The organism is Alistipes onderdonkii (assembly GCF_025145285.1).
Lineage (GTDB): Bacteria > Bacteroidota > Bacteroidia > Bacteroidales > Rikenellaceae > Alistipes > Alistipes onderdonkii.
In genome coordinates, this window is the sequence record NZ_CP102251.1 from 781,380 (window position 1) to 806,219 (window position 24,840).

General features: G+C 57.7%; 22 protein-coding genes and 1 tRNA gene. 11 read left to right on the plus strand and 12 right to left on the minus strand.

Features of this window, described 5'->3' with window-relative positions; genetic code table 11:
* Positions 1–15: 15 nt before the first annotated feature.
* Complete coding sequence (locus NQ559_RS03330) at positions 16–1,785, plus strand: right-handed parallel beta-helix repeat-containing protein (RefSeq protein ID WP_018696682.1); 1,770 nt, start codon at positions 16–18, stop codon at positions 1,783–1,785.
* Between the two features lie 110 nt (positions 1,786–1,895).
* On the opposite strand, the gene thyA is transcribed toward NQ559_RS03330, so the two are convergent.
* From thyA to NQ559_RS03350, 4 genes are all read right to left on the minus strand, one after another.
* Positions 1,896–2,795, minus strand: a complete 900-nt coding sequence (gene thyA, locus NQ559_RS03335) for a thymidylate synthase (RefSeq protein ID WP_018696683.1) — start codon at positions 2,793–2,795, stop codon at positions 1,896–1,898.
* Positions 2,792–3,529, minus strand: a complete 738-nt coding sequence (locus NQ559_RS03340; protein WP_018696684.1) for a UDP-2,3-diacylglucosamine diphosphatase — start codon at positions 3,527–3,529, stop codon at positions 2,792–2,794. The genes thyA and NQ559_RS03340 overlap by 4 nt, the downstream gene beginning before the upstream one ends.
* Positions 3,529–4,671 (minus strand): TlpA disulfide reductase family protein, encoded by a 1,143-nt coding sequence (locus NQ559_RS03345; protein ID WP_018696685.1) that lies wholly within the window; start codon positions 4,669–4,671, stop codon positions 3,529–3,531. Before NQ559_RS03345 ends, NQ559_RS03340 begins: the two co-directional genes overlap by 1 nt.
* A 62-nt stretch (positions 4,672–4,733) precedes the next feature.
* On the minus strand, positions 4,734–5,420 hold the full coding sequence (locus NQ559_RS03350; protein WP_018696686.1) for a DUF4290 domain-containing protein: 687 nt from the start codon (positions 5,418–5,420) through the stop codon (positions 4,734–4,736).
* 193 nt (positions 5,421–5,613) lie between these two features.
* Here NQ559_RS03350 and NQ559_RS03355 point away from each other — a divergent pair, with 193 nt between their 5' ends.
* Positions 5,614–6,747, plus strand: a complete 1,134-nt coding sequence (locus NQ559_RS03355) for a sigma-54-dependent transcriptional regulator (RefSeq protein ID WP_026318523.1) — start codon at positions 5,614–5,616, stop codon at positions 6,745–6,747.
* A 7-nt stretch (positions 6,748–6,754) separates the two neighbouring features.
* Here the strand turns inward: NQ559_RS03355 and NQ559_RS03360 are convergent, their stop codons facing one another.
* The 5 genes from NQ559_RS03360 to NQ559_RS03380 all read right to left on the minus strand — a co-directional run bounded on the left by NQ559_RS03360 (position 6,755) and on the right by NQ559_RS03380 (position 10,983).
* The gene (locus NQ559_RS03360) at positions 6,755–7,294 is read right to left on the minus strand and encodes a hypothetical protein (protein WP_026318524.1); all 540 of its coding nucleotides are present in this window, start codon (positions 7,292–7,294) and stop codon (positions 6,755–6,757) included.
* Entirely contained in the window at positions 7,291–8,010 is a 720-nt protein-coding gene (locus tag NQ559_RS03365) for a T9SS type B sorting domain-containing protein (RefSeq protein WP_026318525.1), read from the minus strand. Before NQ559_RS03365 ends, NQ559_RS03360 begins: the two co-directional genes overlap by 4 nt.
* A gap of 79 nt (positions 8,011–8,089) precedes the next feature.
* On the minus strand, positions 8,090–8,695 hold the full coding sequence (locus NQ559_RS03370) for a TetR/AcrR family transcriptional regulator (RefSeq protein ID WP_018696690.1): 606 nt from the start codon (positions 8,693–8,695) through the stop codon (positions 8,090–8,092).
* A gap of 140 nt (positions 8,696–8,835) precedes the next feature.
* A complete protein-coding gene (locus NQ559_RS03375; protein ID WP_026318526.1) occupies positions 8,836–9,486 on the minus strand; it encodes an HAD family hydrolase in 651 nt (216 codons plus the stop codon).
* A 15-nt stretch (positions 9,487–9,501) separates the two neighbouring features.
* A complete protein-coding gene (locus tag NQ559_RS03380; protein WP_018696692.1) occupies positions 9,502–10,983 on the minus strand; it encodes a Na+/H+ antiporter NhaC family protein in 1,482 nt (493 codons plus the stop codon).
* A 157-nt stretch (positions 10,984–11,140) separates the two neighbouring features.
* On the opposite strand from NQ559_RS03380, the gene NQ559_RS03385 reads away from it, so the two are divergent.
* From NQ559_RS03385 to NQ559_RS03400, 4 genes are all read left to right on the plus strand, one after another.
* The gene (locus NQ559_RS03385; RefSeq protein ID WP_018696693.1) at positions 11,141–11,353 is read left to right on the plus strand and encodes a DUF4492 domain-containing protein; all 213 of its coding nucleotides are present in this window, start codon (positions 11,141–11,143) and stop codon (positions 11,351–11,353) included.
* Between the two features lie 9 nt (positions 11,354–11,362).
* Positions 11,363–12,934: a cytochrome ubiquinol oxidase subunit I gene (locus NQ559_RS03390; RefSeq protein ID WP_026318528.1), complete on the plus strand. Its 1,572-nt coding sequence runs from the start codon at positions 11,363–11,365 to the stop codon at positions 12,932–12,934.
* Positions 12,935–12,940: 6 nt separating this feature from the next.
* A complete protein-coding gene (locus tag NQ559_RS03395) occupies positions 12,941–14,092 on the plus strand; it encodes a cytochrome d ubiquinol oxidase subunit II (protein WP_018696695.1) in 1,152 nt (383 codons plus the stop codon).
* A 119-nt stretch (positions 14,093–14,211) separates the two neighbouring features.
* On the plus strand, positions 14,212–15,288 hold the full coding sequence (locus tag NQ559_RS03400; RefSeq protein WP_018696696.1) for a Gfo/Idh/MocA family protein: 1,077 nt from the start codon (positions 14,212–14,214) through the stop codon (positions 15,286–15,288).
* A 171-nt stretch (positions 15,289–15,459) separates the two neighbouring features.
* On the opposite strand, the gene NQ559_RS03405 is transcribed toward NQ559_RS03400, so the two are convergent.
* Positions 15,460–16,329: an enoyl-ACP reductase FabI gene (locus tag NQ559_RS03405; protein WP_018696697.1), complete on the minus strand. Its 870-nt coding sequence runs from the start codon at positions 16,327–16,329 to the stop codon at positions 15,460–15,462.
* 185 nt (positions 16,330–16,514) lie between these two features.
* On the opposite strand from NQ559_RS03405, the gene NQ559_RS03410 reads away from it, so the two are divergent.
* Positions 16,515–18,557 (plus strand): DEAD/DEAH box helicase, encoded by a 2,043-nt coding sequence (locus NQ559_RS03410; protein ID WP_018696698.1) that lies wholly within the window; start codon positions 16,515–16,517, stop codon positions 18,555–18,557.
* A gap of 273 nt (positions 18,558–18,830) precedes the next feature.
* Here the strand turns inward: NQ559_RS03410 and NQ559_RS03415 are convergent, their stop codons facing one another.
* Positions 18,831–19,646 (minus strand): hypothetical protein, encoded by an 816-nt coding sequence (locus NQ559_RS03415; protein ID WP_018696699.1) that lies wholly within the window; start codon positions 19,644–19,646, stop codon positions 18,831–18,833.
* Positions 19,647–20,226: 580 nt separating this feature from the next.
* Between NQ559_RS03415 and NQ559_RS03420 the strand changes: the two genes are divergently transcribed.
* Positions 20,227–21,267: a hypothetical protein gene (locus NQ559_RS03420; protein ID WP_018696700.1), complete on the plus strand. Its 1,041-nt coding sequence runs from the start codon at positions 20,227–20,229 to the stop codon at positions 21,265–21,267.
* A 71-nt stretch (positions 21,268–21,338) separates the two neighbouring features.
* Here the strand turns inward: NQ559_RS03420 and NQ559_RS03425 are convergent.
* Positions 21,339–21,423: transfer RNA gene (locus NQ559_RS03425), tRNA-Ser, on the minus strand.
* Between the two features lie 170 nt (positions 21,424–21,593).
* On the opposite strand from NQ559_RS03425, the gene NQ559_RS03430 reads away from it, so the two are divergent.
* From NQ559_RS03430 to NQ559_RS03440, 3 genes are all read left to right on the plus strand, one after another.
* On the plus strand, positions 21,594–21,854 hold the full coding sequence (locus NQ559_RS03430) for an HU family DNA-binding protein (protein ID WP_018696701.1): 261 nt from the start codon (positions 21,594–21,596) through the stop codon (positions 21,852–21,854).
* 31 nt (positions 21,855–21,885) lie between these two features.
* Positions 21,886–23,082: a pyridoxal phosphate-dependent aminotransferase gene (locus NQ559_RS03435; RefSeq protein ID WP_026318530.1), complete on the plus strand. Its 1,197-nt coding sequence runs from the start codon at positions 21,886–21,888 to the stop codon at positions 23,080–23,082.
* Between the two features lie 228 nt (positions 23,083–23,310).
* Positions 23,311–24,777, plus strand: a complete 1,467-nt coding sequence (locus NQ559_RS03440; protein WP_018696703.1) for an OmpP1/FadL family transporter — start codon at positions 23,311–23,313, stop codon at positions 24,775–24,777.
* The last annotated feature ends 63 nt before the right edge of the window (positions 24,778–24,840 follow it).

A 24,840-nucleotide genomic window follows, 5' to 3' on the forward strand; every position in this document is an offset into this window, starting at 1 on the left:
CGTATAAAGCCACCCATGGGAATCGTCATACTCCTCATGAGTATGGTCTGCGGTACGGCATATGCCCAAAGCAAAATAATCGACATCGCAGACTATAAAGGCCGGTACGACACGCAGGACATGACCCCGTTCATCTACACCCTGCTCGAAAACATCCCGGCGGACAACCCGGTAAAACTGGTATTCCCCGAAGGCACCTACCATTTCTGGCCGGAATTCGCCGCCGGGAAATACCACTGTATCACCAACCACGACAATGGATACCGGCATTTCGCATTCCCGCTGACAGGACGGCGGAACATCGAGATCGACGGCGGCGGCTCGGAATTCATCTTCCACGGCCGGATCATCCCGTTTCTGATCGAGGATTCGCACGGCGTGACGCTGCGCAATTTCACCGTCGACTGGGAAATTCCGTTCACGCTGGAAGGAAAGGTTACGGCTGCGGATCCGGAACGGCAACGTATCGAAATCGAGATTCCGGACGAATTCGGCCATGCGTTCGAAAACGGCAAGCTCATCATGCGGGCAGAAGGCTGGGAAGAACGTATTCTGGGCGAAAATATCGTTTTCGACCCCCGCACCATGGCCACCGCCTACCGCAGCGACGACTACTATATTCCCAAGCCGGACAATTTCGACATACGCGTTACGCCGAAGGCCCCCGGCCGGTATGAACTCCAAACCCGGTTCGTACGCGCCTTACCGCCCGTCGGAACGATCCTGACATTCAAAGGCGTCTTCACCCAGAACCGGCATTCGCCTGCGATCCACGCGACCGCCTCGTCCGGTGTACTGGTCGAAGACGTAACCATCCACCACTGCGGCGGCATGGGACTGATCGCCGAAAAGACCGACAACGTAACAGTCCGCAGGCTGCAGGTGGTTCTGCGGAAAGGAAGCCCCCGGATAATAACGACCACGGCGGACGCCACGCACTTCTGCAACTGCCGGGGAACCGTACTGATCGAAGAGTGCATTTTCGAGAACATGCTCGACGACGCGACCAACGTACACGGCTCCTACGTCCGCGTGACCGGAATCACGGCGCCCAATCAGGTCATCGCCCGCATTAACCACCCCCAGCAGGCCGGGTATGAATTCGCCGGGAAAGGCGACGAAATCGACGTCGTGGACGGGCAGACCCTGCTTGCGAAACACACCCTGCGGGTGAAAAAATCGGAACGCATCAATGCCCATTACATCCGGCTGACGTTCACCTCACCTGTCGAAGGCAGACTCACGGTCGGCGACGGGCTGGAAAACATGTCGTGGTACCCCGAACTGATCTTCCGGAACAACGTCGTGCGCAACAACCGGGCGAGAAGTATTCTGGTCAGCACGCCCCGGAAGGTCATCATCGAAGGCAATACATTCTCATCCATGATGTCCGCCATTCTGTTCGAAGGAGACATGGATCACTGGTACGAATCGGGAGCCGTGCGCGACGTAACGATCCGCAACAACAAGTTCCTAGACGGCACATACGGCGGCGCCGATTTCCCGACGATATTCATCAACCCGCACCAGAAAAAAGAGGTTCCGGGCCATCCCTACGAACGCAACATCACGATCGAAGGCAATCTTTTCCGAACATTCAACGAACAACTGCTTCGGGCGAAATCCGTCGGAGGACTGATTTTCAGAGACAATACCATCGAATTATCGGAGAAATACAAACCTTACAACGACCTTCCGACGATCGACATTCGGAACTCGCAGCAGGTCGTCATCGAAAACAACCGATACAAGAAACCGGGAAAAATCAAGATCGTCGAGAAATAACTGTCTGTGGAAACAGGCGTCTCTGAAGCAGGGACGCCTGTTGTTTCATCAGTTCAAGCGGATCAGTGCGCAGAGAAATTCGCCACCGTTCCTGACGGGAGTGAAATGGTTCAGAACGACATCGGCGCCTTGATCGCCGGCCAGGGATCGTAGCCTTCGAGCGTGAAATCCCCGTAGCGGAAATCGAAGAGCGATTTCACATCGGGGTTCAGCCGCATCACGGGCAGCGGCCGCGGTTCGCGCGACAACTGCTCGTCGGCCTGTTCCATGTGGTTCAGGTAAAGGTGCGCGTCGCCGAGCGTATGGACGAACTCGCCGGGTTCGAGGCCGCATACCTGCGCCGTCATCAGCGTCAGTAGGGCATACGACGCGATATTGAACGGCACGCCCAGGAACGTGTCGGCGCTGCGCTGGTACAACTGGCACGAGAGCCTTCCCCCGGCCACGTAGAACTGGAACAACACGTGGCAAGGCGGCAATGCCATGTCCCCGATCTCGGCGACATTCCAGGCCGAGACGATGATGCGCCGCGACTCGGGATTGTGCCGTATCAGTTCGACTGCCTGCGCGATCTGGTCGATGAAGCGGCCGTCGGGCTTGGGCCAGCTGCGCCACTGATAGCCGTACACATGGTTCAGGTCGCCGAACCGATACCCTTCGACGGGCGATTCGACACCGTCCTGTGCCGCACGCAGGAACGTATCCCGGTCGACGGGCAGCACGCCGTGGCGCACGCAGAGTTCGTTGTAGTAGCGGAAAGCGTCGTTGTCCCAGATATGGACGCCGTTGTCCACGAGGTACTTGATATTGGTATCGCCCGCCAGGAACCACAGCAATTCGTGGATCACGCCTTTCAGGAATACTTTTTTGGTCGTCAGCAGCGGGAAGCCTTCGGAAAGGTCGAAACGCATCTGGTGTCCGAAGACGCCTTTGGTGCCGGTGCCGGTACGGTCGCCGCGGACGACGCCCTCGGCTTTGATCCGCCGCAGCAGGTCGAGGTATTGTTTCATCTCTCCAGCATTTTTAAAGTCATTCCGCCCGATGCGTCCAGCACGGCGCACGAAGGGTATTTCTCCCAGCACCCCAGGTTTATCACATGCAGGCTCTGCTCGCGGTAGTCGCGCGGGAAATGCATGTGCCCGAAGACGAAGTGGTCGACGTCGTGCTCGGCGGCATACCGGCGGGCATATTCGATCAGCGGCTCGGTAAGCGAAACGTCGAGTTCCTCGGCACCGTGCGATTTGCGCGACTTGCCGCTCCACCAGTGCCCGAAGCGCATCGCCAGGTCGGGATGCAGCAGCCACGAAAAGAGCCAGCGCAACGTCCGCGAGCGGAATACCGTATTGAGGAATTTGAGCACCGGCTGTCCGTCGATGTTCATGTTGTCGCCGTGGGCGATGAAGACGTTTTTACCGTTCAGGCAGAATTGCTGCGGCGAGGTATGTATCTCGACGCCGCACTCGCGGGCGAGGTAATCGCCGACCCACATGTCGTGGTTTCCCGTAAAGAATACCACCCGGATACCGCGGTCGGTCAGTTCGGCCAGTTTGCCGAGCGTCCGCACGAAGCCCTTGGGCACCACGCCCCGGTATTCGAACCAGAAGTCGAAGACGTCACCCACCAGGAAAATCGCCTCCGCATCCTGCGCCGCATCGTCGAGCCAGCGCACGAAGCGCCGTTCGGTCTGCTGCGCAAACGCCTCGCCGCCTGCGCCCAGGTGGATATCCGATGCGAAATAGTACATCAACGGGTCAGTTCATCGAGTTTTTGTTCGAGGCTCTTGCCGTAAATATCCTTCCCGACGATATTCCCCTCCTTGTCGATCAGGAAATTGGCCGGGAGTTTCTGCACGTTGTAGAGTCCCAGCGACGACGATGCGCGCCCGCGCAGGTCGCTCACCGAAACCCAGGGAAGCTGCTGCTCCTGCACGGCCGAAATCCACAGGGGCTTCGACGTGTCGATGGCAACCTGGTAGACCTCGAATGCGACGGGGGCGTCGGCATATTTCTTATAGACCTCCTTCAGTTCGGCATTGAGCGTATTGCTGTTGCCCAGCTCGGCCGACCAGAAATCGAGCAGCACGACTTTCCCCGCGAGCGACGAGAGACGCACCTTCTTGCCGTAGATGTCCGACAGCTCGAGGTCGGGATACCCCGCCTCGGTAATCTGGGACGACAGGCTGATGCGGGCGTCCATGCGGGCGATCTCCCCCATGAGCGATTGCAGGTAGGGCGATTCGGGATAAGTCTGTTCGATGGCCTCGGCCACCGTGCGGTAATAAACCACGTCGCTGTCGCCGTTGAACAGGTAAGTGTCCCCGGGCAACCGCTGGTACAGGGCATAGACCGCCGCCAGCGACGCTTTATTCTCGATGATGAACCGCAGCTGTTCGCGGCGGATACGGTAGTATTCGGCCGTGTACTCCTTTACCAGTGCCTGGCGGTCTTCCTCGGACAGCGTTGCCTTGGCAAACTGCGACGCGATGTTATCCAGCCGCTGCGCGCCCGAAACGAAAGCCTGGTAGAACTGCCGCAGCAGTTCCGACTCCTTCGAACCTTCGACCGTATAGTTGCGTACGACGCTCCCCACGGAATTCAGGGACAGTTTCTCGCCGGCGGCGAGGAACAGCGGAATGCGTTCGCCGTTATATATTACATTATAAAGCGACGGGGTCTTCGTCACGCCCTTCAACTCGAAACGATAGTTACCGTCCTTGTCGAGCACCGCGGAGTCGATCACCGACTGCGTCAGGGGCAATACCTGTTCCAAATAAACATCCTTGGCATCGTTACCTACGAAGCGACCCGAAATCTTCACCTTCGACGACTGGCATGCGCACAGCATGACGGCCGTGGTCAGGGACACGAAAAGCGTTTGTTTATTCATTTATCCTTGTTATCGCAGTTAAATGCTTACAAATATAGCAAAATTCCGGATATGCGCACTTTTTATTTCGACGAATTGCGGTGTGCGCCGTTGTTTTTCGAGAAATTGCGCCCGTGCTGCTGGTTGCGGTTTTTCTGCGGGCGCTGCTGTTGACGCTGCTGCGGCCCCTTCTGGGGACGTGCCGTAAAGTGCTGTTTATAGTCACTTCGGAGATTATTTAATGCCACTTCATCGATTTCGATCGCTCCGCCGGACATGCGTTTGATGTCTTTTACGATCACTTCGTTGTTGGGATGCTCCTGGTTGTACTCGTAGCTCTTCGTGCGCATGTACCGGGCCAGGTTGTCCACCGTGCGCGCCATGGTACGCCGGTCTTTTTCCCCGGAAAGCCCGGCGATCATCTGCTCGACATACTTGCCGTAATGCTTATAGGAGATACGCCCCTGCGTGTAGGCCATGCGGCGCGGCGTAATGGTCAGCTCCTGGCGCGAAGGCTGCGGATAGGGGGAATCCACATCGAGTTGGAAATCAGACATTATGAAAAGGTGATCCCACAGTTTGTGGGTGAAGTCGGCCGTATCGCGCAGCAAGGGGTTCAGGTTGCCCATCACGGCGATCACGGCACGCGCCTGGCGGTTGCGCTCGCGGCGGTCTTCGATCAATTGCAACGAGTCGATCATCTCCTGGATATGACGCCCATACTCGGGCAGGTACAACTTGCGTCGTGTGTAGTTATAATTCTTTTTCATATTGTATTTGTGGTCTTCCGCACTGTTTCAATCCGTCCGCCGGAGCGTCCGGCAAGCCCGTTGCGGTAAACCGATTCAAGACGTTTTTTCCGACTTTCCACCCCATCCGGCAAGACCCTACAAGATTGGTTTTACACCGCAGAAAGTCATAACTTTGGGACAAAAGTAGGTAAAATTTCAGGAAAAACAAGCTATGGCAAAGGTTTTAATTTTAGACCAATCAAAAAGTATGCGAAACACGCTGCGCGAGCGGCTCGAATACGAAGGTTTCTCGACGGAGGCCGCCGAAGACGAAGAGGCGGCCTCCGTCATGTGCGAGAAAATCCCGTTCGACGTCATCCTGTCGGACACCGGGTGCAAAATCCCCGACAAGGGCGTCCCGTTCATCGTGCTGTCATCCGAGGTGTCGATCGACTCGGCCGTGGAAGCCGTACGCAACGGTGCCCAGGACTATCTGACCAAACCCATCGACATGAACCGCCTGCTGCAGTCCATCCACCGCACGATCGACGACCCGGCCCCGGTGCAGGCCCCCGCGGCGGCCCCGGCACGCCGCACCCGCCGCGGACACTGTGCGCAGACGGAGCATATCATCGGCACCTCGCCCCAGATCGAACACGTCCGCCTGTTGATCGACAAGGTCGCGCCGTGCGAAGCGCGTGTGCTGATCACGGGCGAAAACGGCACCGGCAAAGAGCTGGTCGCACGCTGGCTGCACGCCAAAAGCAACCGCGCCGCGGCTCCGTTCGTCGAGGTCAACTGCGCGGCGATCCCCTCGGAACTGATCGAGAGCGAACTCTTCGGCCACGAGCGCGGCGCCTTCACCTCGGCCATCAAGCAGCGAAGGGGCAAGTTCGAGCAGGCCGACGGCGGCACGCTGTTCATGGACGAGATCGGCGACATGTCGCTGGCGGCGCAGGCCAAGGTGTTGCGGGCGCTTCAGGAAAACAGGATCAGCCGCGTAGGCAGCGACAAGGACATCGAGGTCAACGTGCGCGTAATCGCCGCCACGAACAAGAACCTGCGCGAGGAGATCCGGAAGGGCAATTTCCGCGAAGACCTCTACCACCGCATCGGGGTGGTCGTCGTGCGCGTCCCGGCGCTGCGCGAACATGCGCAGGACATCCCGCTGCTGGTCGACCATTTCATACACACAATTTGTGCCGAATACCACATCCCGGCAAAACGCATTGAGGAAGAAGCGCTTAGCGAACTGCAAACGATGCCCTGGAGCGGCAATATCCGCGAACTGCGCAACGTCATCGAGCGGCTCATCATACTCAGCGAGGAGCGCATCACCCCCGCCGACGTCAAGGCCTACTGCTGACCGAGGCTCAGAACAGCACCCCGACCTTCAGCAGGAGGGTGCCGTGGCTGAGCTGCTCGGCAAATTCGGCGGAGAACCAGCGGCCTTCGTATTTCCGGAGCCGCTCCAGCCGCTGCAACTCATAGCCCGCCGCGAAGAACAGATGCACACCGCAGCGCAATGCATACTGCACCCCCAGTTCGGGATTGAGCAGCAGTCCCCCGTTGGCATCCCTGCGCGGTGCGAAAGCATATCCGGCGGCGCACCCGGCATAGGGCGTAAAGCTGCGGCGGCGCGTAAGCAGGAACTTCGCATCGGCAAAGAGCGGCACGAGCGTTTTTTCATAGCAGGAAACCCCCGTTCCGGCACCGACCGAAAAACGGCGGCTCACATTGTAATAACCCGTCACGCGCCAGACGACGGGCACCGACGACGGGCGGGTCAGGCCGAAGCCCGTCCCTACGGACGTCGAACAGGAAAAGCGGGGAAACTCCTGCGCCGGCACCTCGGTGGCAAGGAAAGGCAGCACGCACAGCGCCGCGGCCAATACTCGGGATCGCCCCTTCATCGGACACGGATCGTAATGCGTTCCACGATCCGGAGCGCCGAAGTGAGCCCCGAAATATCGGGGTCTATCCCGCCCGAACTTCCGTCGGGACTGCTGTGGCCTACCAGCACGGCTTCGAACTGCTCCCTGCCCGACGACAGGTCGACGTCGGCGGCATAGACCACGGCCGGCTGGCCGCTCCCGTGCCGCCCGCCCGAGTAAGCGGGCTCCCCCTCCTTGGCCGATTCGGGATAGGTTTCGTTGAAATCGGTCGAATGGTTCACCTCGACCTTTACGACGAACCGATCGAGCCCCGCCCCGGGCGAGAGCTTCAGGTCGAAACTGCCGCGCGGCGTGGCACCCGATATGCCGTCCGCCAGCGGTTCGCTTTTCGTCGGCAGGTAAAGCCCGTCGGCATATTGCACACCCCGGCTATGGCACCAGTGAGGCAGCGCCTCCCTGCGGCGGTTTCCGCCCGCCGCCAGCCAGGACTGGGTGGCGATTTTGGAACTCGCATAAACCGTGGAGAGGTAGCGCCCCTGCGCATCTTCGATCCAGACCGCGATCTGCGGCGGGTTCTTCCTTTTAATCCCCAGGAACAGGGGAAAATCATGCAGCCATGCGTCGCCCCGTTCCACGACAATTTCCACGCTTCCCTTTTCATATTCGACCAGCTCCTTATCGCAGGAACCAAGCAATACGAACGGTAAAATCCATGCCATTACCATCTTTCTCATTGTTTTTGGTTTTCAATTTGTTACCTATTGGTAACATTCGTTATAAAAAATATATATACCTTCCCGCCCCGCGGGCCGGTCATTCCTTGAAAGTCTTGTCAATCAGCAGGTCTATCCCGAGGACGATCTGTTCCCAGCCGGCAGCCTCTCCGATCGGAATCCCGTTGTAAACCGGGCAATATTCCTCCAACAGCACAAGGTAGGTCACCGAAGCCGTCAGGAAAGTAGCCAGCACGGCCACCTCCGATTCGGGCAGCCCGGTTTTCCGCGACACCCGGGCGATCAACTCCAGCCCGGCCTGCTCGCGCTGCCTGCGGAGCGCCGCCACGAGTTCGTTCTTCGAGGACAACTCCCAGCGGTACAGGCGCCTCAGCGTAGGGTCGCCGTGCAAACGCCCGATCATCGTGCGGAACGTCTTTTTCAGGAATTCGGGCAAATGCGCGCGGCCGGGAATGTCGAGCGGAAAATTGATCCAGAAATCGTGCTGCCGGATATAGGCGGCCAGCAGTCCGTCCAGCGAACCGAAATAGCGGTAGATAAGGATTTTCGAGACCCCGCAATGCGCCGCGACGGCATTGACCCCGAGTTTCTCGAAGCCATCCCTGCGGATCATCTCTCCCACCGCCTTCAGCATACGCTGTTCGGTAGCATCCCGGTCACGTTCGGTATTGTTGTTCTTCGCCATATGTTACTACTCGGGAACAAATATACATCTTTTTCCCGGATTAATGCAATTTTCGGGAAAAATTTACATTTTCAGCATAAAATTCGGAAGAATCCTCAAAAGGATCCGGACAGCCGGGCAAACAGAGAGCCCCCCCCGGACTATAACAGCTCCAATATCCCGGCCGGGCTGTCGACGATGTGCCGCGCCCCGGCCTCCTCGAGTTCGGCGCGCTCACGGAACCCCCACGTCACTCCGACCGAGCGGACACCGGCGGCCGCGGCTGTCTGCATGTCCACGCCCGAGTCGCCGACATAGAGCACCCGCTCCTTCGCCACGCCCGTAAGCGCAAGTATCTCCTCCACCACCGCGGGGTCGGGCTTGAGCGGCACGCCCTCGCGCTGGCCGAAGACCGCGGCGAATTCGACACCGGGGAAAAACAACCGGATCAGTTTTTCCGTTCCGGTCTGGAACTTGTTGGATGCCACGGCGATACGGACACCTCGCCGCGCAATCTCCGCAACCAGTTCCGGAATTCCTTCGTAGGGTTTCGTATAAACGTCGATATGCTCGGTATAATATTTCACGAAATCCGCGCGCACGGCCGCGACCGTATAAGGCGTGCGGAGCTCTTCGGGCAACGCCCGCTCCACGAGCCGCATGATGCCGTTGCCCACGAAATGGCAGTATTCGTCATAGGTATGCTGCGGCAGGCCGCGCATGGCCAGCACGGCATTGCATGCGACAGCCAGGTCGCCGATCGTATTGAGCAGCGTGCCGTCGAGGTCGAATATCACAAGTCCGGTATCCATCTTATATTCCATAATTTAATGCGGATGCGCCGCAGTGCCTGCGGCTCTTTTGATCTTCCACCCGATGGCCGCCACCATCAGCGACATCAGGGGACTGACAATATTGAAAATACAGTAAGGCATGTAGACGAATGTGGAAACACCCAGCACGGTGGCCTGCGTCATGCCGCACGAGTTCCACGGCACCAGCACGGAGCAGACCGTGGCCGAATCCTCGACCGAGCGGCTCAACAGCCGCGGTTCGAGCCCCTGCTCCGCATAAAGTTCCCGGAAAAGGCGCCCCGAAAGGATGATCGAGATATACTGGTCGGCGGTGCAGAGGTTGAAGAAGATGCCCGCGCCGACGGTCGAAGCCACGGCCGAGAAGGCACGGCGTACGAAGCGCAGGAAAACGGAGGTCAGCGCCCCCAGCATCCCGCTGCCGGTCATCACGCCGCCGAAGCACATGGCGCAGATGATGAGCCATACGGTATTGAGCATGCCCGCCATGCCGCGCGTCGCAACCAGCTCGTCCAGCTGCGGGCTTCCGGTAGGGATCGCCGTCGGGCCGAAGCAGCTCATCAGCACGCCCTTGAACCCCGACATGAAATCCAGCCCTCCGACTCCGGCCACCTTCGCCACCAGTTCGGGCTGCGCCAGCAGCATGGCTATGCAGGCGAAAACCGCGGCGCAGAAGAGCGTCACGATGGCCGGGAGTTTGCGCACGATCAGCACGCCCGTCGCCACGGGCACCGCCAGCAACCAGGGCGTGATGCGGAACGTCCCGCGCAACGACTCGGCATACATCCCGGCATGCGTGCCGCCCGTATGATCGAGCGTCAGCCCCGCGATGACGAAAACCGCCAGCGCGATGACGAACGACGGGACGGTCGTATACAACATGTAACGTATGTGCGTGAAAATCGGAACCCCGACGGTCGACGACGCGAGCACCGTAGTATCGGACAGGAGCGAGATCTTGTCGCCGAAGTAAGCGCCGGAGATGATCGCCCCCGCGATCCACCCCTCGGGGAAACCCATGGCCTGCCCGATGCCCATCAGCGCCACGCCGATCGTGGCGATCGTCGTCCACGAACTGCCGGTCATCAGCGACACGCCCGCACAAATGGCACACGAGGCGACCAGGAAGAACGAGGGGTGCAGGATCTTCAGCCCGAAATAGATCATCGTCGGCACCACACCGCTCACCATCCACGACCCGGCAATGGCGCCGATCAGCAACAGGATGATGATCGCCGAAGCCGAAGCCCGGATATTGTCGATGATCGCCTCTTCCAAGACCGCCCATTTACAGCGGTAAATACCGATGGCCAGCATGACGCAGACCGACGTGGCCGACAGCAGCGCGATCTGGCTGCCGCCGTTGATCGCGTCCCCGCCGAAACAGCGGATGACCACGTAAAGCAGCAGCGTCAGCACCGCGAGCGGCAGCACCGACACCCACGGCGAAGGCAGCTTCACCGCGTTCTTTCCCGATTCCGGATTCCCATTAACCATACGGACGGCAAAAATACGAAAAACTTACCACATATCCGCACACCCGGTACCGGGGATAACCATTTCCGACCGGAAGATATGCGAGTGCGACTTTTCGGGGCGCATTGTTTTTTATTTCCGAAATTTTATCTAATTTTGGTAAAACATAGCGACGGATATGGCGGCACAGACAATCAAAAAGATCTTCCGGTTCTACCTCGACGGGTTCCGGAGCATGACCGTAGGCAAAACCCTGTGGGCCATCATCCTGGTCAAGCTGTTCATCCTGTTCGCAATCCTCAAGGTATTCTTTTTTCCCGATTTCCTGGCCGGGCAGAGCCCCGAAGAGCGCAGCCGTTCGGTCATGAAAGAACTAACCCCCGACAAATAACCATCGCTTATGTTATCGGATTATCTACAAACAGTCGACTGGTCGCGTGCGCAATTCGCCATGACGGCCATTTACCACTGGCTTTTCGTCCCGCTCACGCTGGGGCTGGGGTTCATCATCGCCATCATGGAGACCCTTTACGTCCGCACGGGCGATGAGTTCTGGAAGCGCACGACCAAATTCTGGATGCGCCTGTTCGGCATCAACTTCGCCATCGGCGTGGCAACGGGCATCATCCTCGAATTCGAGTTCGGCACCAACTGGTCGAACTACTCGCATTTCGTGGGCGACATCTTCGGTGCCCCGCTGGCCGTCGAGGGCATCATGGCCTTCTTCATGGAGAGCACCTTCATCGCCATCATGTTCTTCGGCTGGAACAAGGTCTCGAAAGGCTTCCACCTCACGGCGACATGGCTCACGGCCATCGGCGCGAACCTCTCGGCACTGTGGATCCTGGTCGCCAACGCCTGGATGCAGCACCCCGTGGGATGTACGTTCAACCTCGAAACCGTGCGCAACGAAATGACCTCGTTCTGGGAGGTGCTCTTCTCGCCCGTGGCGATGAACAAGTTCTTCCACACCATCACCTCGTCGTTCGTGCTGGCGGCGCTGTTCGTCGTGGGCGTCAGCGCCTGGTACCTGCTCCGGCACCGCGAACAGAAGATGGCCCGCAAGAGCATCGCCATCGCCTCGGCCTTCGGCTTCGTATTCGCGCTCGTCACGGCGATGACGGGCGACAAGTCGGGCGCCGTCATCGCCCGCGTGCAGCCGATGAAACTCGCGGCCATGGAAGCGCTCTACGACGGACAGCAGGGTGCGCCTCTGACGGCCATCGGCATCGTGAGGCCGGAGGCGGAACGCACCTCGAACGAGGACGCATTCTATTTCAAGATCGACATCCCGAAACTGCTCTCGATCATGAGTTTCCGCGACGCCGACGCCTATGTGGCGGGCATCAACGACCTGGTGAACGGCAACGAGAAATACGGCGTGATGTCGGCCGCGGAGAAGATGGAACGGGGCCGCGTCGCTGTAGGTGAACTGGCCCGTTACCGGGCAGCGCTCGAGGCCGGCGACCAGGCGGTGATCGACCAAATCATCGCCAAGTTCGACCCCTCGAAGCCCGAGGGCGAAGAGTTCCTGCGCGAATATTTCGCCTATTTCGGGTACGGCTACCTCGACACCCCGCAGCAGATCGTCCCCAACGTACCGCTGCTCTTCTACTCGTTCCGTGTGATGGTCGGTGCCGGGTGCTTCTTCATTCTGCTGCTGGGCATCGTCTGGTGGCTCAACCGCAAGGATAAACTGGCGGACAAGCGCTGGCTGCTGCGGGTCGCCGTATGGTCGATCCCGCTGGCCTACCTCGCTTCACAGGCCGGCTGGGTGCTGGCCGAGGTCGGACGCCAGCCGTGGGCCATCCAGGATCTGATGCCCGTGGGCATCGCGGCCTCGAAGATCGGCCCCGGGTCGGTATCGGCCACCTTCTTCATCTTCCTCGCGCTCTTCACGGCGCTGCTGATCGCCGAGCTGAGCATCATGTTCCGCCAGATCAAAATCGGGCCCGAAAACGAAAAACAGTAAACGACTATGGATACCCTGGTACTTTTGCAACACTATTGGTGGCTGATTATCTCCCTGCTAGGGGCACTGCTCGTATTCCTGCTCTTCGTACAGGGCGGGCAGGGGCTGCTCTACGACATCGGCAAGACCGAAGAGGAACGTAACATGTTGGTCAACTCGCTGGGCCGCAAATGGGAATTCACTTTCACGACGCTCGTGACCTTCGGCGGCGCATTCTTCGCCTCGTTCCCGCTCTTCTACTCCACGTCGTTCGGCGGCGCGTTCTATGTATGGATGGCGATCCTGCTGGTGTTCGTCATCCAGGCCGTGGCCTACGAATACCGCCGCAAACCGGGCAACGTCTTCGGCGAAAAGACATTCAACGTATTCCTGATGATCAACGGCATCGCCGGGCCGCTGCTGCTGGGCACGGCCGTCGGGACACTTTTCACGGGCGCAAACTTCACGGTCGACCGCCTCAACCTGGCCTACGGCGCCGGAAGCGGCAGCGCGACGGTCATTTCGCAGTGGACGACCCCGTGGCACGGGCTGGAAGCGCTTACGGATATCTCGAACGTCTTTCTGGGCATTGCCGTAACATTCCTCGCCATGACGCTGGCCTGCCAGTATTTCATGAATAACATCGACGACAAGACCATCCACGAACGTGCCCGCCAGCGGATGATCCCCGCGGCAGTCTGTTTCGTACTTTTCTTCGTAGCGTGGCTCGGCATGCTGCTCTTCGCCGACGGCCGGGCGGTCGATGCCGCAGGCCGGATCTCCATCGAGCCGTACAAATACCTGCACAACTTCATCGAGATGCCTTACCTCGCTGTGGTGCTGCTCCTCGGCGTAGTGGCGGTGCTGTGGAGCATCGGCCTGGGCTGGCGCGGCCGGCGCAACGCCATCTGGTTCGGCGGTGCGGGTACGGTACTGACGGTATTGGCGCTGCTGCTCTGCGCCGGATGGAACGACACGGCCTATTACCCGTCGCTGGCCGACATGCAGTCGTCGCTGACGATTTACAACTCCTCATCGAGCCTCTTCACGCTCAAGGTGATGTCGATCGTCTCGCTGCTGATCCCCTTCGTCGCAGCCTACATCTGGTACGCATGGCGGGCGATGAACCGCAAGCCGATCACCCGCGAGGAAATACGCGGGGACGACCACCAATACTGAACCCGGCCGGGACACGGAACCGCCCGAATAAAAAACCCGCAGCCCGCATCGGCAAACGGCAGGCGGCGATCCCTACGTGGGAACAATAAAAGGAGAGCATGAAAACCAGCATATTGATAATGGCGGCCGTCCTGTGCGCACCGGCCGCCCTCCGGGCGGCCGAACCGCTCCGCATAGGTGTTGCGGGAGTGTCGCACGGGCATATCCACGAAGTGATAAGTAAAGCCCACCGCGGAGATTTCACGGTCGTGGGCGTATGGGAGGCAAACGACAGTCTCCGTGCCGCCACGCACCTGCACGACAAAGTCGACGGGGCGCTGTTCTATGCCGACCTCGCCCGAATGCTCGACCAGACCAAACCCGAAGCCGTAGTGGCGTTCGGGCCCGTCTACGACCACCTGCAGGTGGTGGAAGCATGCGCCCCGCGGGGCATTCACGTAATGGTAGAGAAACCGTTGGCGGTCAGCGTCGAGCATGCACACCGCATCGCCGACCTGGCCCGCCGCTACGGCATCATCGTAATGACGAACTACGAAACCACATGGTACGCCACCAACGACGAGGCGTTCCGGCTCGTACGGACGGGCGTAATAGGCGAAATCACCCGAATGAATATTTTCGACGGGCATCAGGGGCCCGTCGAGATCGGGTGCGGCCCCGAGTTCCTGGCATGGCTGACCGACCCGAAACTGAACGGCGGCGGCGCAGTCATGGATTTCGGATGCTATGGCGCCAACCTCGCCACCAAGATGTTCCTCGGCGAAAAGCCGCTGAAGGTTTCCGGCGTGCTCAAACAACAGAAGCCGCACATTTACCCGAAGGTGGACGACGACGCCACGATAGTGCTCGAATACCCGACGGCAACCGTAGAGATAATGGCATCGTGGAACTGGCCCATGAACCGCAAGGACATGCATATCTACGGCAGCCGCGGATATATCTACCAGGACACCGCGACCGACATGCGCCTGTACACCGGCGGCAGGGAAACGCACCTCACCCCGCAACGGCTGCCGGCTCCTTACGACGATTCGTTCCGTTACCTTGCCGCACTGGTTCGTGGAGAAATAACGATGGCGCCGTACGACCTCTCGGCGCTCGAAAACAACGTGACCGTCGTCGAGATACTCGAAGCCGCCAAACACAACGCGGCGGGCACCCCGGTACGTCCCGCCCAACCGCCCCGGACGAAATAGGAATTTATATCCGCCGCCGTATGCAACCGGTGCCGGCAGGAACCGCTCCCCCGGCCTGAATTACGAGGAGCCGGCTGCCGGATAACGAATATCCTGCTGCCGGCTCCAAAGAGCGGTTCTCCGTAAACCTCACGGCCCACGGGCCTTATATTCTGCGGGATCCTACGGGCGTTATTTCCCCTCCTCGCCGAACGGGTACTGGTTCTGGTGCACGTCCTCGAAACGCATCCCCTTTTCGTAGGTCTTCATGGCGCGGCGACTCATACCCATCGAAGAAAAACCGCCGTCGTGGTAAAGGTTCTGCATCGTCACCTTGCGCGTAAGATCCGAGAAAAGCGTCAGCACATAGTCGGCGCAGTCGTTGGCCGAGGCATTGCCCAGCGGCGACATGTTCTCGGCGAAATTCATCAGGTCGCCCATTCCCAGCACGCCGCTTCCTGCCGTGGTCGGCGTCGGCGACTGCGACACGGTGTTGATGCGCACGTGCTTCTCACGGCCGTAGATATACCCGAAACTGCGGGCGATCGACTCCAGCAACGCCTTGGCATCGGCCATGTCGTTATAACCGTAGAGCGTACGCTGTGCCGCGATATACGAGAGCGCCACGATCGACCCCCAGTCGTTGATGGCGTCCTTCTTGCGGGCCACCTGGATCGCCTTGTGGAACGAGATCGCCGAAATGTCGAGCGTCTTGGAGAGGTAATCGTAATCCAGGTCGTCGTATGTGCGCCCCTTGCGGACGTTGGGCGACATGCCGATCGAGTGGAGCATGAAGTCGAACTTGCCCCCGAAATGTTCCATCGTCTTGTCGATTAGGTTTTCCAGGTCTTCGACGCTCGTAGCGTCGGCCGGGACGACGATCGTATTGCATTTTTCAGCCAACCGGCCGATTGTACCCATGCGAATAGATACGGCAGTATTCGTAAGGACGATTTCGGCCCCTTCTTCAACGGCGCGTTCCGCCACTTTCCATGCGATCGACTGCTCGTTGAGTGCTCCGAAAATAAGGCCCTTCTTGCCTTTCAATAAATTGTATGCCATCCTATTTAGATTAAAAATTCGGGCAAATATAACAAAAATATTTGAAACGGGCGAACCGCCGTCCCTGCAAACCGCGGCAAACGGCATGTCCCCGAACCAAAACACGGGTTGTAAATCACGGTTTTTTCACGTTTTACACATTTTTCGGCTTTTTATCGTACCTTTGTGCCGAATAAAACATGCACATGACCATTACAGACGATTTCAGCGCCCTGGGGCTTTCCGAGCAGATGCTCGAAGCCGTACGCGCCAAGGGATTCGAGACGCCCACCGCAATCCAGAAGCTCACCATCCCCCACCTGCTCACAAAACCCAACGACATCATCGCGCAATCGCAGACCGGCACGGGCAAAACCGCAGCCTACGGACTGCCGATACTCCAGACCCTCGAACCCGCCCGCGGGCCGATACAGGCCATCATCCTCGTACCGACACGCGAACTCGCACTCCAGGCGGCCGAAGAACTGCTCTCCTACAACCGCGAAAAACGACTCTCGATCACGGCCATCTACGGCGGTGCGGCGATGAGCGAACAGCTGCGTCGCCTTGCCAAAGGCATCGACATCGTCGTCGGGACACCGGGGCGCGTGCTCGACCACATCCGCCGCGGCACGATGAAACTGGAAAACGTCCGTTACCTCGTGCTCGACGAAGCCGACGAGATGCTCAACATGGGCTTCGTCGAGGACGTCGAAGAGATCATGAGCCACACCAGCGACGAGCGGCGCGTGCTGCTCTTCTCGGCCACGATGCCCGAGCGCATCATCCGGCTTTCGAAAACCTACATGCGCGACACGGAGATCGTGCGCGTGGAACACAAGCAAATCACGGCCGACCTCACGGAACAAATCTATTTCGAGGTACGCGAGGCCGACAAGTTCGACGCCCTGACCCGCATCATCGACGTCGAACCCGAATTCTACGGCATCATCTTCGCCCGCACCAAGATCGGCGCCGACGAAACCGCCTCGCGCCTGACGGTGCGCGGCTACGCAGCCGAGGTGCTGCACGGCGACGTGTCGCAGGCGCAGCGCGAGAAGATACTCCGCAAATTCCGCGACCGCACGATCAATATCCTGGTGGCTACCGACGTGGCCGCCCGGGGCATCGACGTGGGCAACCTGACCCACGTCATCAACTACTCGCTGCCGCAGGACTCGGAGAGCTACGTGCACCGCATCGGCCGCACGGGCCGCGCCGGCAAGCAGGGAACGGCCATCACGTTCGTCTCGCCCTCGGAGTTCCGCGGCCTGAATAACCTGATGCGCGACATCAAGGTCGAGATCAAACGCGAAACCCTCCCCTCGCCGCAGGACATCGTAGAGATGAAACGGCTGAAAATCAAGGAGGAGATGCAGGAGATCGTCGAAAACGAAAGCTACGACGGGTACAAGGAATTCGCCGAAGAGCTGCTCGCCGAATACACCCCCGACATAGCCCTGGGTGCGCTGCTGCGCCTGGCGTTCCGCAGCGAGCTCGACCAGAACAACTACCCCGAAATACGCTCCTTCTCGGTCGACCGCAAGGGTACGGCGCGGCTGTTCCTGGCCGTGGGCAAACGCGACGGCTACACGGCACGCAAGCTGGTCGACATGCTCAAATTCAAATGCGGCCTGCGCGACAAATATATCAACGACGTCCAGATTTCGGACAACTTCTCGTTCGTGAGCGTCCCGTTCCGCGATGCCGAGGAGGTCGTCCGCAAACTCAACCGGCTGAACCGCGGCCGCCGGCCGATGGCCGAGATCGCCCGCGACGGGGAAAACGGGGCGCAGGAAGCCCCGGTTCGCAAGCCCCGCCGCACAAAAACCGAGGATTACCAGACCGCCGGGCAGACATACGCCCCGGCACCGAAAAAGCCGACGCGGAACGTGAAGCCGGCAACGCCCGTCCCGGCAACCCCGGCGGCGTACGACCCGGCGCCCGCCCACGACGAAACGGTACACGCAGAACCCTCACACGACCAAACGGCATATGACCAAACGTCATCGCCGCGCCGGAAGCTGAAAACCAAGACCCAGCCCCACCCGGACATCCCCGATTTCAGCAAAATGTCGAACGAAGGTTTCGACTGGTCGGCATTTATGAAATTCGACGAAGGCACGGCATGGGGACGCGACGAGAATGGCAAAGGCAAGGGCAAAGCGACCAAAAGCGTCCGCAAGACCCCGAAAAAGACGGTCACAGCCGCCCAGCGGGTCGCCGCCAAAGGCAAGAAACGGAAATAACGGTTCCGGAAGGGACACCGGGCAGTATCTTTTCTTCCGTCCGCCCATATACACCACGAAACGCGGTTGCAGATAATCTGCAACCGCGTTTTATTTGGCAGGAAATGAAGGAACAGAACCTCCCGAAATTCGCCGTATATCAGTCTGTTATTCTTTGAACTTAATTTAAGTACACAGAATAGCCTACGGCCGATTTGCATCGTTTTAGCTTATATTGCAGATGGTTATAGCAAAGAAAAAAGGATAATCTAGTGACCCAATCACTCTTATTTCTCACCTATTTTTTATTTTTCGTGTATATTCATCCTTGATGCGGGTGAAATTTGCTTTTACCTGATTATACTCAACTTCTTGCTTCTCTACCAATTCTAGGCCTAATGCATATATTTCACTTGTTATTTTATTATCCAGTTTCGTCGTTTCAGCCGGGGTCAATACGTTGTTGAATCGGGAAAATAATTTCACCTTCAAATCCAACAATCTTTTTTCGTACCGTTCAAGATTGTATTTCAGGTTGTAATCAAGATAGGTATTGGAAATATGTCTCTTTTCACCGTCCATATCATACTCGATTTTTTTCACCTTTTTCCCCACCGCATTGAAAAGCGCAGAAACGGACTCGTCAAAATCTTGAAGGATAAAGTCTACCCATTTGTTGTATATATTAATCTTAAAACGCGATACATTGACATTTTCGGGTAAGGGATGGAATAATAACATGAAATTCATCTGTGTTTGAGGTAGGACTATATATCTGTCACCCGCGTATTTTTCTGGCAAATTATCAAGGCACATAAACTCGCCCTCATGGATAAAGCCCTCTCCATCCACCAACAACACCTCATTCGAATCAAATCTCCAACTGTCATGTCCGCCAATATTTTTTATGTTCACAATCAATCTATCAGCAATAAACTTGGATTTAGTCTTGCTATTTCCCATCATTAAGTGGATTGGGCAATCTTGATAGTATTCTCTATCCTTGATATAACGACAGTCCCTGTTGCATTTTATCTCGACATTCCTCTCAAACGAGAGAATCGTATAGATAAAACCTTCATTTTCTTTTGGAATATTGATATCGCTCATAAATATTCAGATAACAAATTATATTCTTTTAAATTTATACAAATTTAAAAAGATAATGATGATATCCAATTATTTTGATTCAAATAATAATTTCTATCTTTGCTCCTGCGAACATTATTTTCAAAAAACCTTTTCACTGGATTCTCAATACGGGAAGCCACGAAAAAAGTATGCGCAGAGCCGTTGGGGAGCAATCCCGCGAACGGCACCTGTATTGAGCCCGTAAAAAGGTGAAGATAGTGTTCGCAGCTGCGCACACTTTTTTTTGTATTATGCGAACACTATCTTCCGTCCGTACCCCGGTACAGACACGCCGCAAGGCCAGCCGCAGGCGGTTTCCGCCGTGCAACCTCCCGATCCGGTTCCATTTTCACCCGTCCGATTAGCAAACGACTGCTAACCAAATCGCTATTCTCTTTGTTGTGCCCTGTTGCACGATAAGGACAGCCCTTTTTATGCACGTCGTATCCGCTGCCACAGGCAGTGGCAGGCCGAAGCCTCCCCCGGCGGAGGCCTGCAAACACGCTGCGCATGTTTTCAAACCCCGCAGGCTTCGTCTGCAATCTTAAAATCAAACAAAATGGAAACGAATCAAAACCCCGCGCAGGAACAGCCTGTGCAACCCATAGTCCCCCAAACCACGCAGGCCGCGCAACAGCCGGACATCGAACAGATCGTCGCTCCCGCCATGGAACCGGCACAGCCCGCCGCGCAATCTGCCGCGCAACCCGCCCCGGCACCGCAACCACAACCACAACCACAACCACAACCACAACCGCAACCCGGGCGCCCCGACGAACTGCTCTACGACCCCGACGAAACGGCGCAGATAATCCGCCACCTGACGGACGGCTATTTCGACCCGGAATACGTCCTGCTTTTCGGAAAGCTGGCCGGCGGCACGCCCCACAGCGAGGCCGTGGCCTACGACCTGCTGATGGTCGTGCGCGAAACGCCCGAATACGACTGGATTCGGGCAAAACGCATCCTGCGGTACAGGATGCCGTACCGCCACCGGAAGGTCACCTACATCAATCCCTATATCCTGCCGTTGAACTATGTCGAATCGCATCGGACGCCGTTCCTCTACTTTGCCCATGCCGAGGGTGAACTATTGCATTGCAGCGACCACTATCTGTTTCGCCGCCCGAAGCACCCGATTGACTTTGCCAAAGCCTATGCCGACGCCAAATTCCATTTCGACACGTTCCGCACGCTCGGCAACGACCTGCTCGAACAGGCGCAGGATGCGTTTGCCGGGGGCCGCAACGTGCGGCTGGCGGCACAGTTCTCGGCGCAGGCGATCGTCTATTTCTACCACACGCTCTACTATGTCTATCACGGTATGGAGTTCGACATCCATGATCCGGTCGTGATGCACGACCGGATGCGGACGCTTTCGACAAAACTAATGCTGGTATTCGACGACAACCATATCGAAAACATTTTCACGTTGCCATGCCTGAAACAGGTGCTGTTAAAAACGTCTTACAGCGCCGAGTTCTACATGGCTCCGCAGGAATTGGAAATGCACATGGGGCGTGTTCAAAAGGCTGCCGAAATAATCGCAAACTACTGCGGCCTGCGGCTGGAACTCTATAAAGAACTGGGCACGCAATAGGCCACACCGACACCTGAATAAGACAAGAGGGGCTGATGGCCCCTCTTGCTGTCGATTCTTCATACATTCGGCGGAAAGAGAGGGATTCGAACCCCCGGAGCCTTGCAGCTCAACGGTTTTCAAGACCGCCGCAATCGACCACTCTGCCATCTTTCCGGGGACAAAAGTAGCACGGTTTTTCCATTCTGCCAAATCTTCACCCCGATTATTTTCCGCCCGGGCGGAGCCGGACTTCAAATTAAGGACATTATTTTTGACTTTTAGGAAAATTCCATATCTTTGTCAACAAGTTAGGTAAGGTCGCAACTTTTCACACATTATAGAACATGAACAAATCGCAGCTGGTCGAGGCGGTAGCCCTCGACGCTAACATCTCGAAAGTCGACGCGCGCAAAGCGGTCGATGCCATCATCCGGGTGACCGTACACAGTCTCCGGCAGGGTGAGCGCCTTACCCTCACCGGGCTCGGGACATTCAGCGTGCAGCAGAAACCCGCACGTATGGGCCGCAATCCGCGCACGGGCGCCCCGGTGAAGATCCCGCCGCGCAAGGCCATCAAGTTCCGCCCCACGGCCGAGGTCGAGTAATTTCCACTGCGTTTTTTAACTTTTTTCACACATGCCAGAAATCTCACAACGTGCCGAGCTGATGCCGGCTTCACCCATACGCAAGCTCGTCCCGTTGGCCGAAGCCGCCCGGGCACGCGGCACCAAGATCTACCACCTGAACATCGGCCAGCCCGACCTGCCGTCGCCGCAGACCGGGCTCGACGCCCTGAAAAAGATCGACCGTACGGTGCTCGAATACAGCCCCAGCGACGGATATCGCTCGCTGCGCGAGAAACTGGTAGGTTACTACGAACAGTTCCAGATCAAGCTCTCGCCCGACGACATCATCGTCACGACGGGCGGTTCCGAGGCCGTGTTGTTCGCCTTCATGTCGTGCCTCAACCCCGGCGACGAGATCATCGTCCCCGAGCCGGCCTACGCCAATTACATGGCCTTCGCCATCTCCGCGGGGGCCGTGATACGCCCCGTGGTATCGTCGATCGAGCAGGGATTCGCACTGCCCGACGTCGCGGAATTCGAAAAGCTCATCAACGACCGCACGCGCGGCATCCTGATCTGCAATCCCAACAACCCCACGGGGTACCTATACACACGCAAGGAGATGAACCGCATCCGCGACCTGGTCAAAAAATACGACCTGTTCCTCTTCTCCGACGAGGTCTACCGCGAATTCATCTACACCGGGTCGCCCTACATATCGGCCTGCCATCTCGAAGGCATCGAGCAAAACGTGGTGCTGATCGACTCGGTGTCGAAACGCTACTCGGAATGCGGAATCCGTATCGGGGCGCTCATCACCAAGAACCGGACGCTGCGTAACGCCGTGATGAAATTCTGCCAGGCGCGCCTCTCGCCCCCGCTGATCGGACAGATCGTCGCCGAGGCTTCGATCGACGCGCCGCGATCGTACAGCACCGAAGTCTATGAGGAGTATATCGAACGACGCAAATGCCTGATCGACGGGCTGAACCGCCTACCGGGCGTATACTCGCCGATCCCGATGGGCGCCTTCTATACCGTGGCACGGCTGCCGGTAGAGGACAGCGACGATTTCTGCGCATGGTGCCTCTCCGACTTCGACTACCAGGGCGAAACCGTAATGCTCGCCCCCGCATCGGGCTTCTACTCCGATCCGGCATGCGGCCGCAACGAAGTCCGCATCGCCTACGTACTCAAGAAGGAAGACCTCGAACGGGCGTTGGTCGTACTGGGCAAAGCGCTCGAAGCATATAACAACCGGAAATAGCCCGACCGGCAATCTCGGACACGCAGTGCGGCACTATCTGTGCCGCACTTTTTCTTGGAAGCCGGTGTGTCCGGCTCCACCCGGCGTTTCGGCCAATCCTATACCATATAGGTCAATTTTCAGGAATTTTAGGCCAAAAAGTTTGGGTGGCAGAGATAGTTTTCCTACTTTTGCCCTCGATTTTTACACGCCGCAACGGGCGTATAGTATAAACCAAACCAATACGTTATGAAAAAACTTTTCCTTCTTCTGGCCACCGCTGCCGTCACCTCGGGAGCATACGCCGAAGGATATCAAGTGAACAACCTCTCTTCGAAGCAAAACGGTATGGGACACGTGGGTACAGCCATGAAGCTCAACTCCGAGTCGATCTGGTTCAACCCCGCCGCCGCCTCGTTTCAGAACTCCCGGTTCGACATCTCGGTCGGCATCACCGGCATCGCTTCGAAAGCCACCTATACGTCGCTCCCCGACTATACGGGCAAAGCCAAACCACTGCACTACACCTCGGACAACAGCATAGCGACCCCGCTCTACGCCTATTTCAACTACAAACCCCTCGACTGGATGTCGGTCGGCCTGGCTTTCAACACGCCGTTCGGCTCCTCGATGGACTGGGGCAACAACTGGCCGGGGGCGCAACTCGTCCAGTCGATCAACCTCAAGGCCTACAATCTCCAGCCTACCGTCTCGTTCAAACTCTGCGAACACCTCTCCATCGGGGGCGGTCTGATGATGACCTGGGGCAAGTTCGACCTTTCGCGCTCGCTGCTGCCCATCGGTGCCGACAATCCGCAGAACAAAGCGCTCATGGGTGCGTTGCAAATGCTCAACCCGCAAATGCCCGACCTCTTCGAAATGGCCGGGGACAAGAACCTGATCTCGCTGGGGCTCGAAGGCAAAGCCAAAATGGCCGTCGGAGTAAACCTCGGTGTGATGTGGGACATCAACGAACAGTGGTCGCTGGGCTTTACCTACCGTTCGAAACTCAAAATGAAGGTGGATTCGGGTTCGATCGACCTGCGTATGATCGACAATACCCAAATCGCCCAGGTCATCGGACAGCTCCTGCCCCAGTTGGGTCTCGACCCCGCCAAGCTCACGTCGGCCGTCGTGAAGACCGAGCTGCCCCTGCCGGCATCGCTGACGTGGGGTGTCAGCTTCCGTCCCGTTCCGAAATGGGAGTTCGCCGTCGACCTGCAATATGTGCTCTGGAGTGCCTACGACAAACTCGACGTCAAGATTCTCGAACCGAGCAGCAATACCCCCGTGCTGAACATTCCGGTCAGCGATAAAAAATACTCCAACACGCTGGCGTTCCGTTTCGGCGGCCAGTACCACGCACTCGACTGGCTGACCGCCCGTATGGGTATGTACGTGGATGAAAGCCCCGTGCGCAGCGACTACCTCAATCCCGAGACCCCGTCGATGACCAAGCTCGCCTATACGGCCGGCGTCACCTTCCGCCCGATCAAATGGATGAATATCGACATCGCATACGGCTACGTCAATTCGGCCGATCCCGAACGTACGGGTTCCTATCCCTACACCAACTCGGTGCTGGGCATCGTGAACGAAAAACTGGCGGCAGCAGGCATTCCCGAAAGCCAGCTCACCAATCCGGTCACCGATTTTTCGGGTAATTACACCGCCCGGGCCCACACATTTTCGATCGGCGTAGGGTTCAGTTTCTAAAACCGGGAAAAATTATTATATTTGCGGTGCGCTTTGCAGAAAAGTGCGCCGCAATTTTTATCC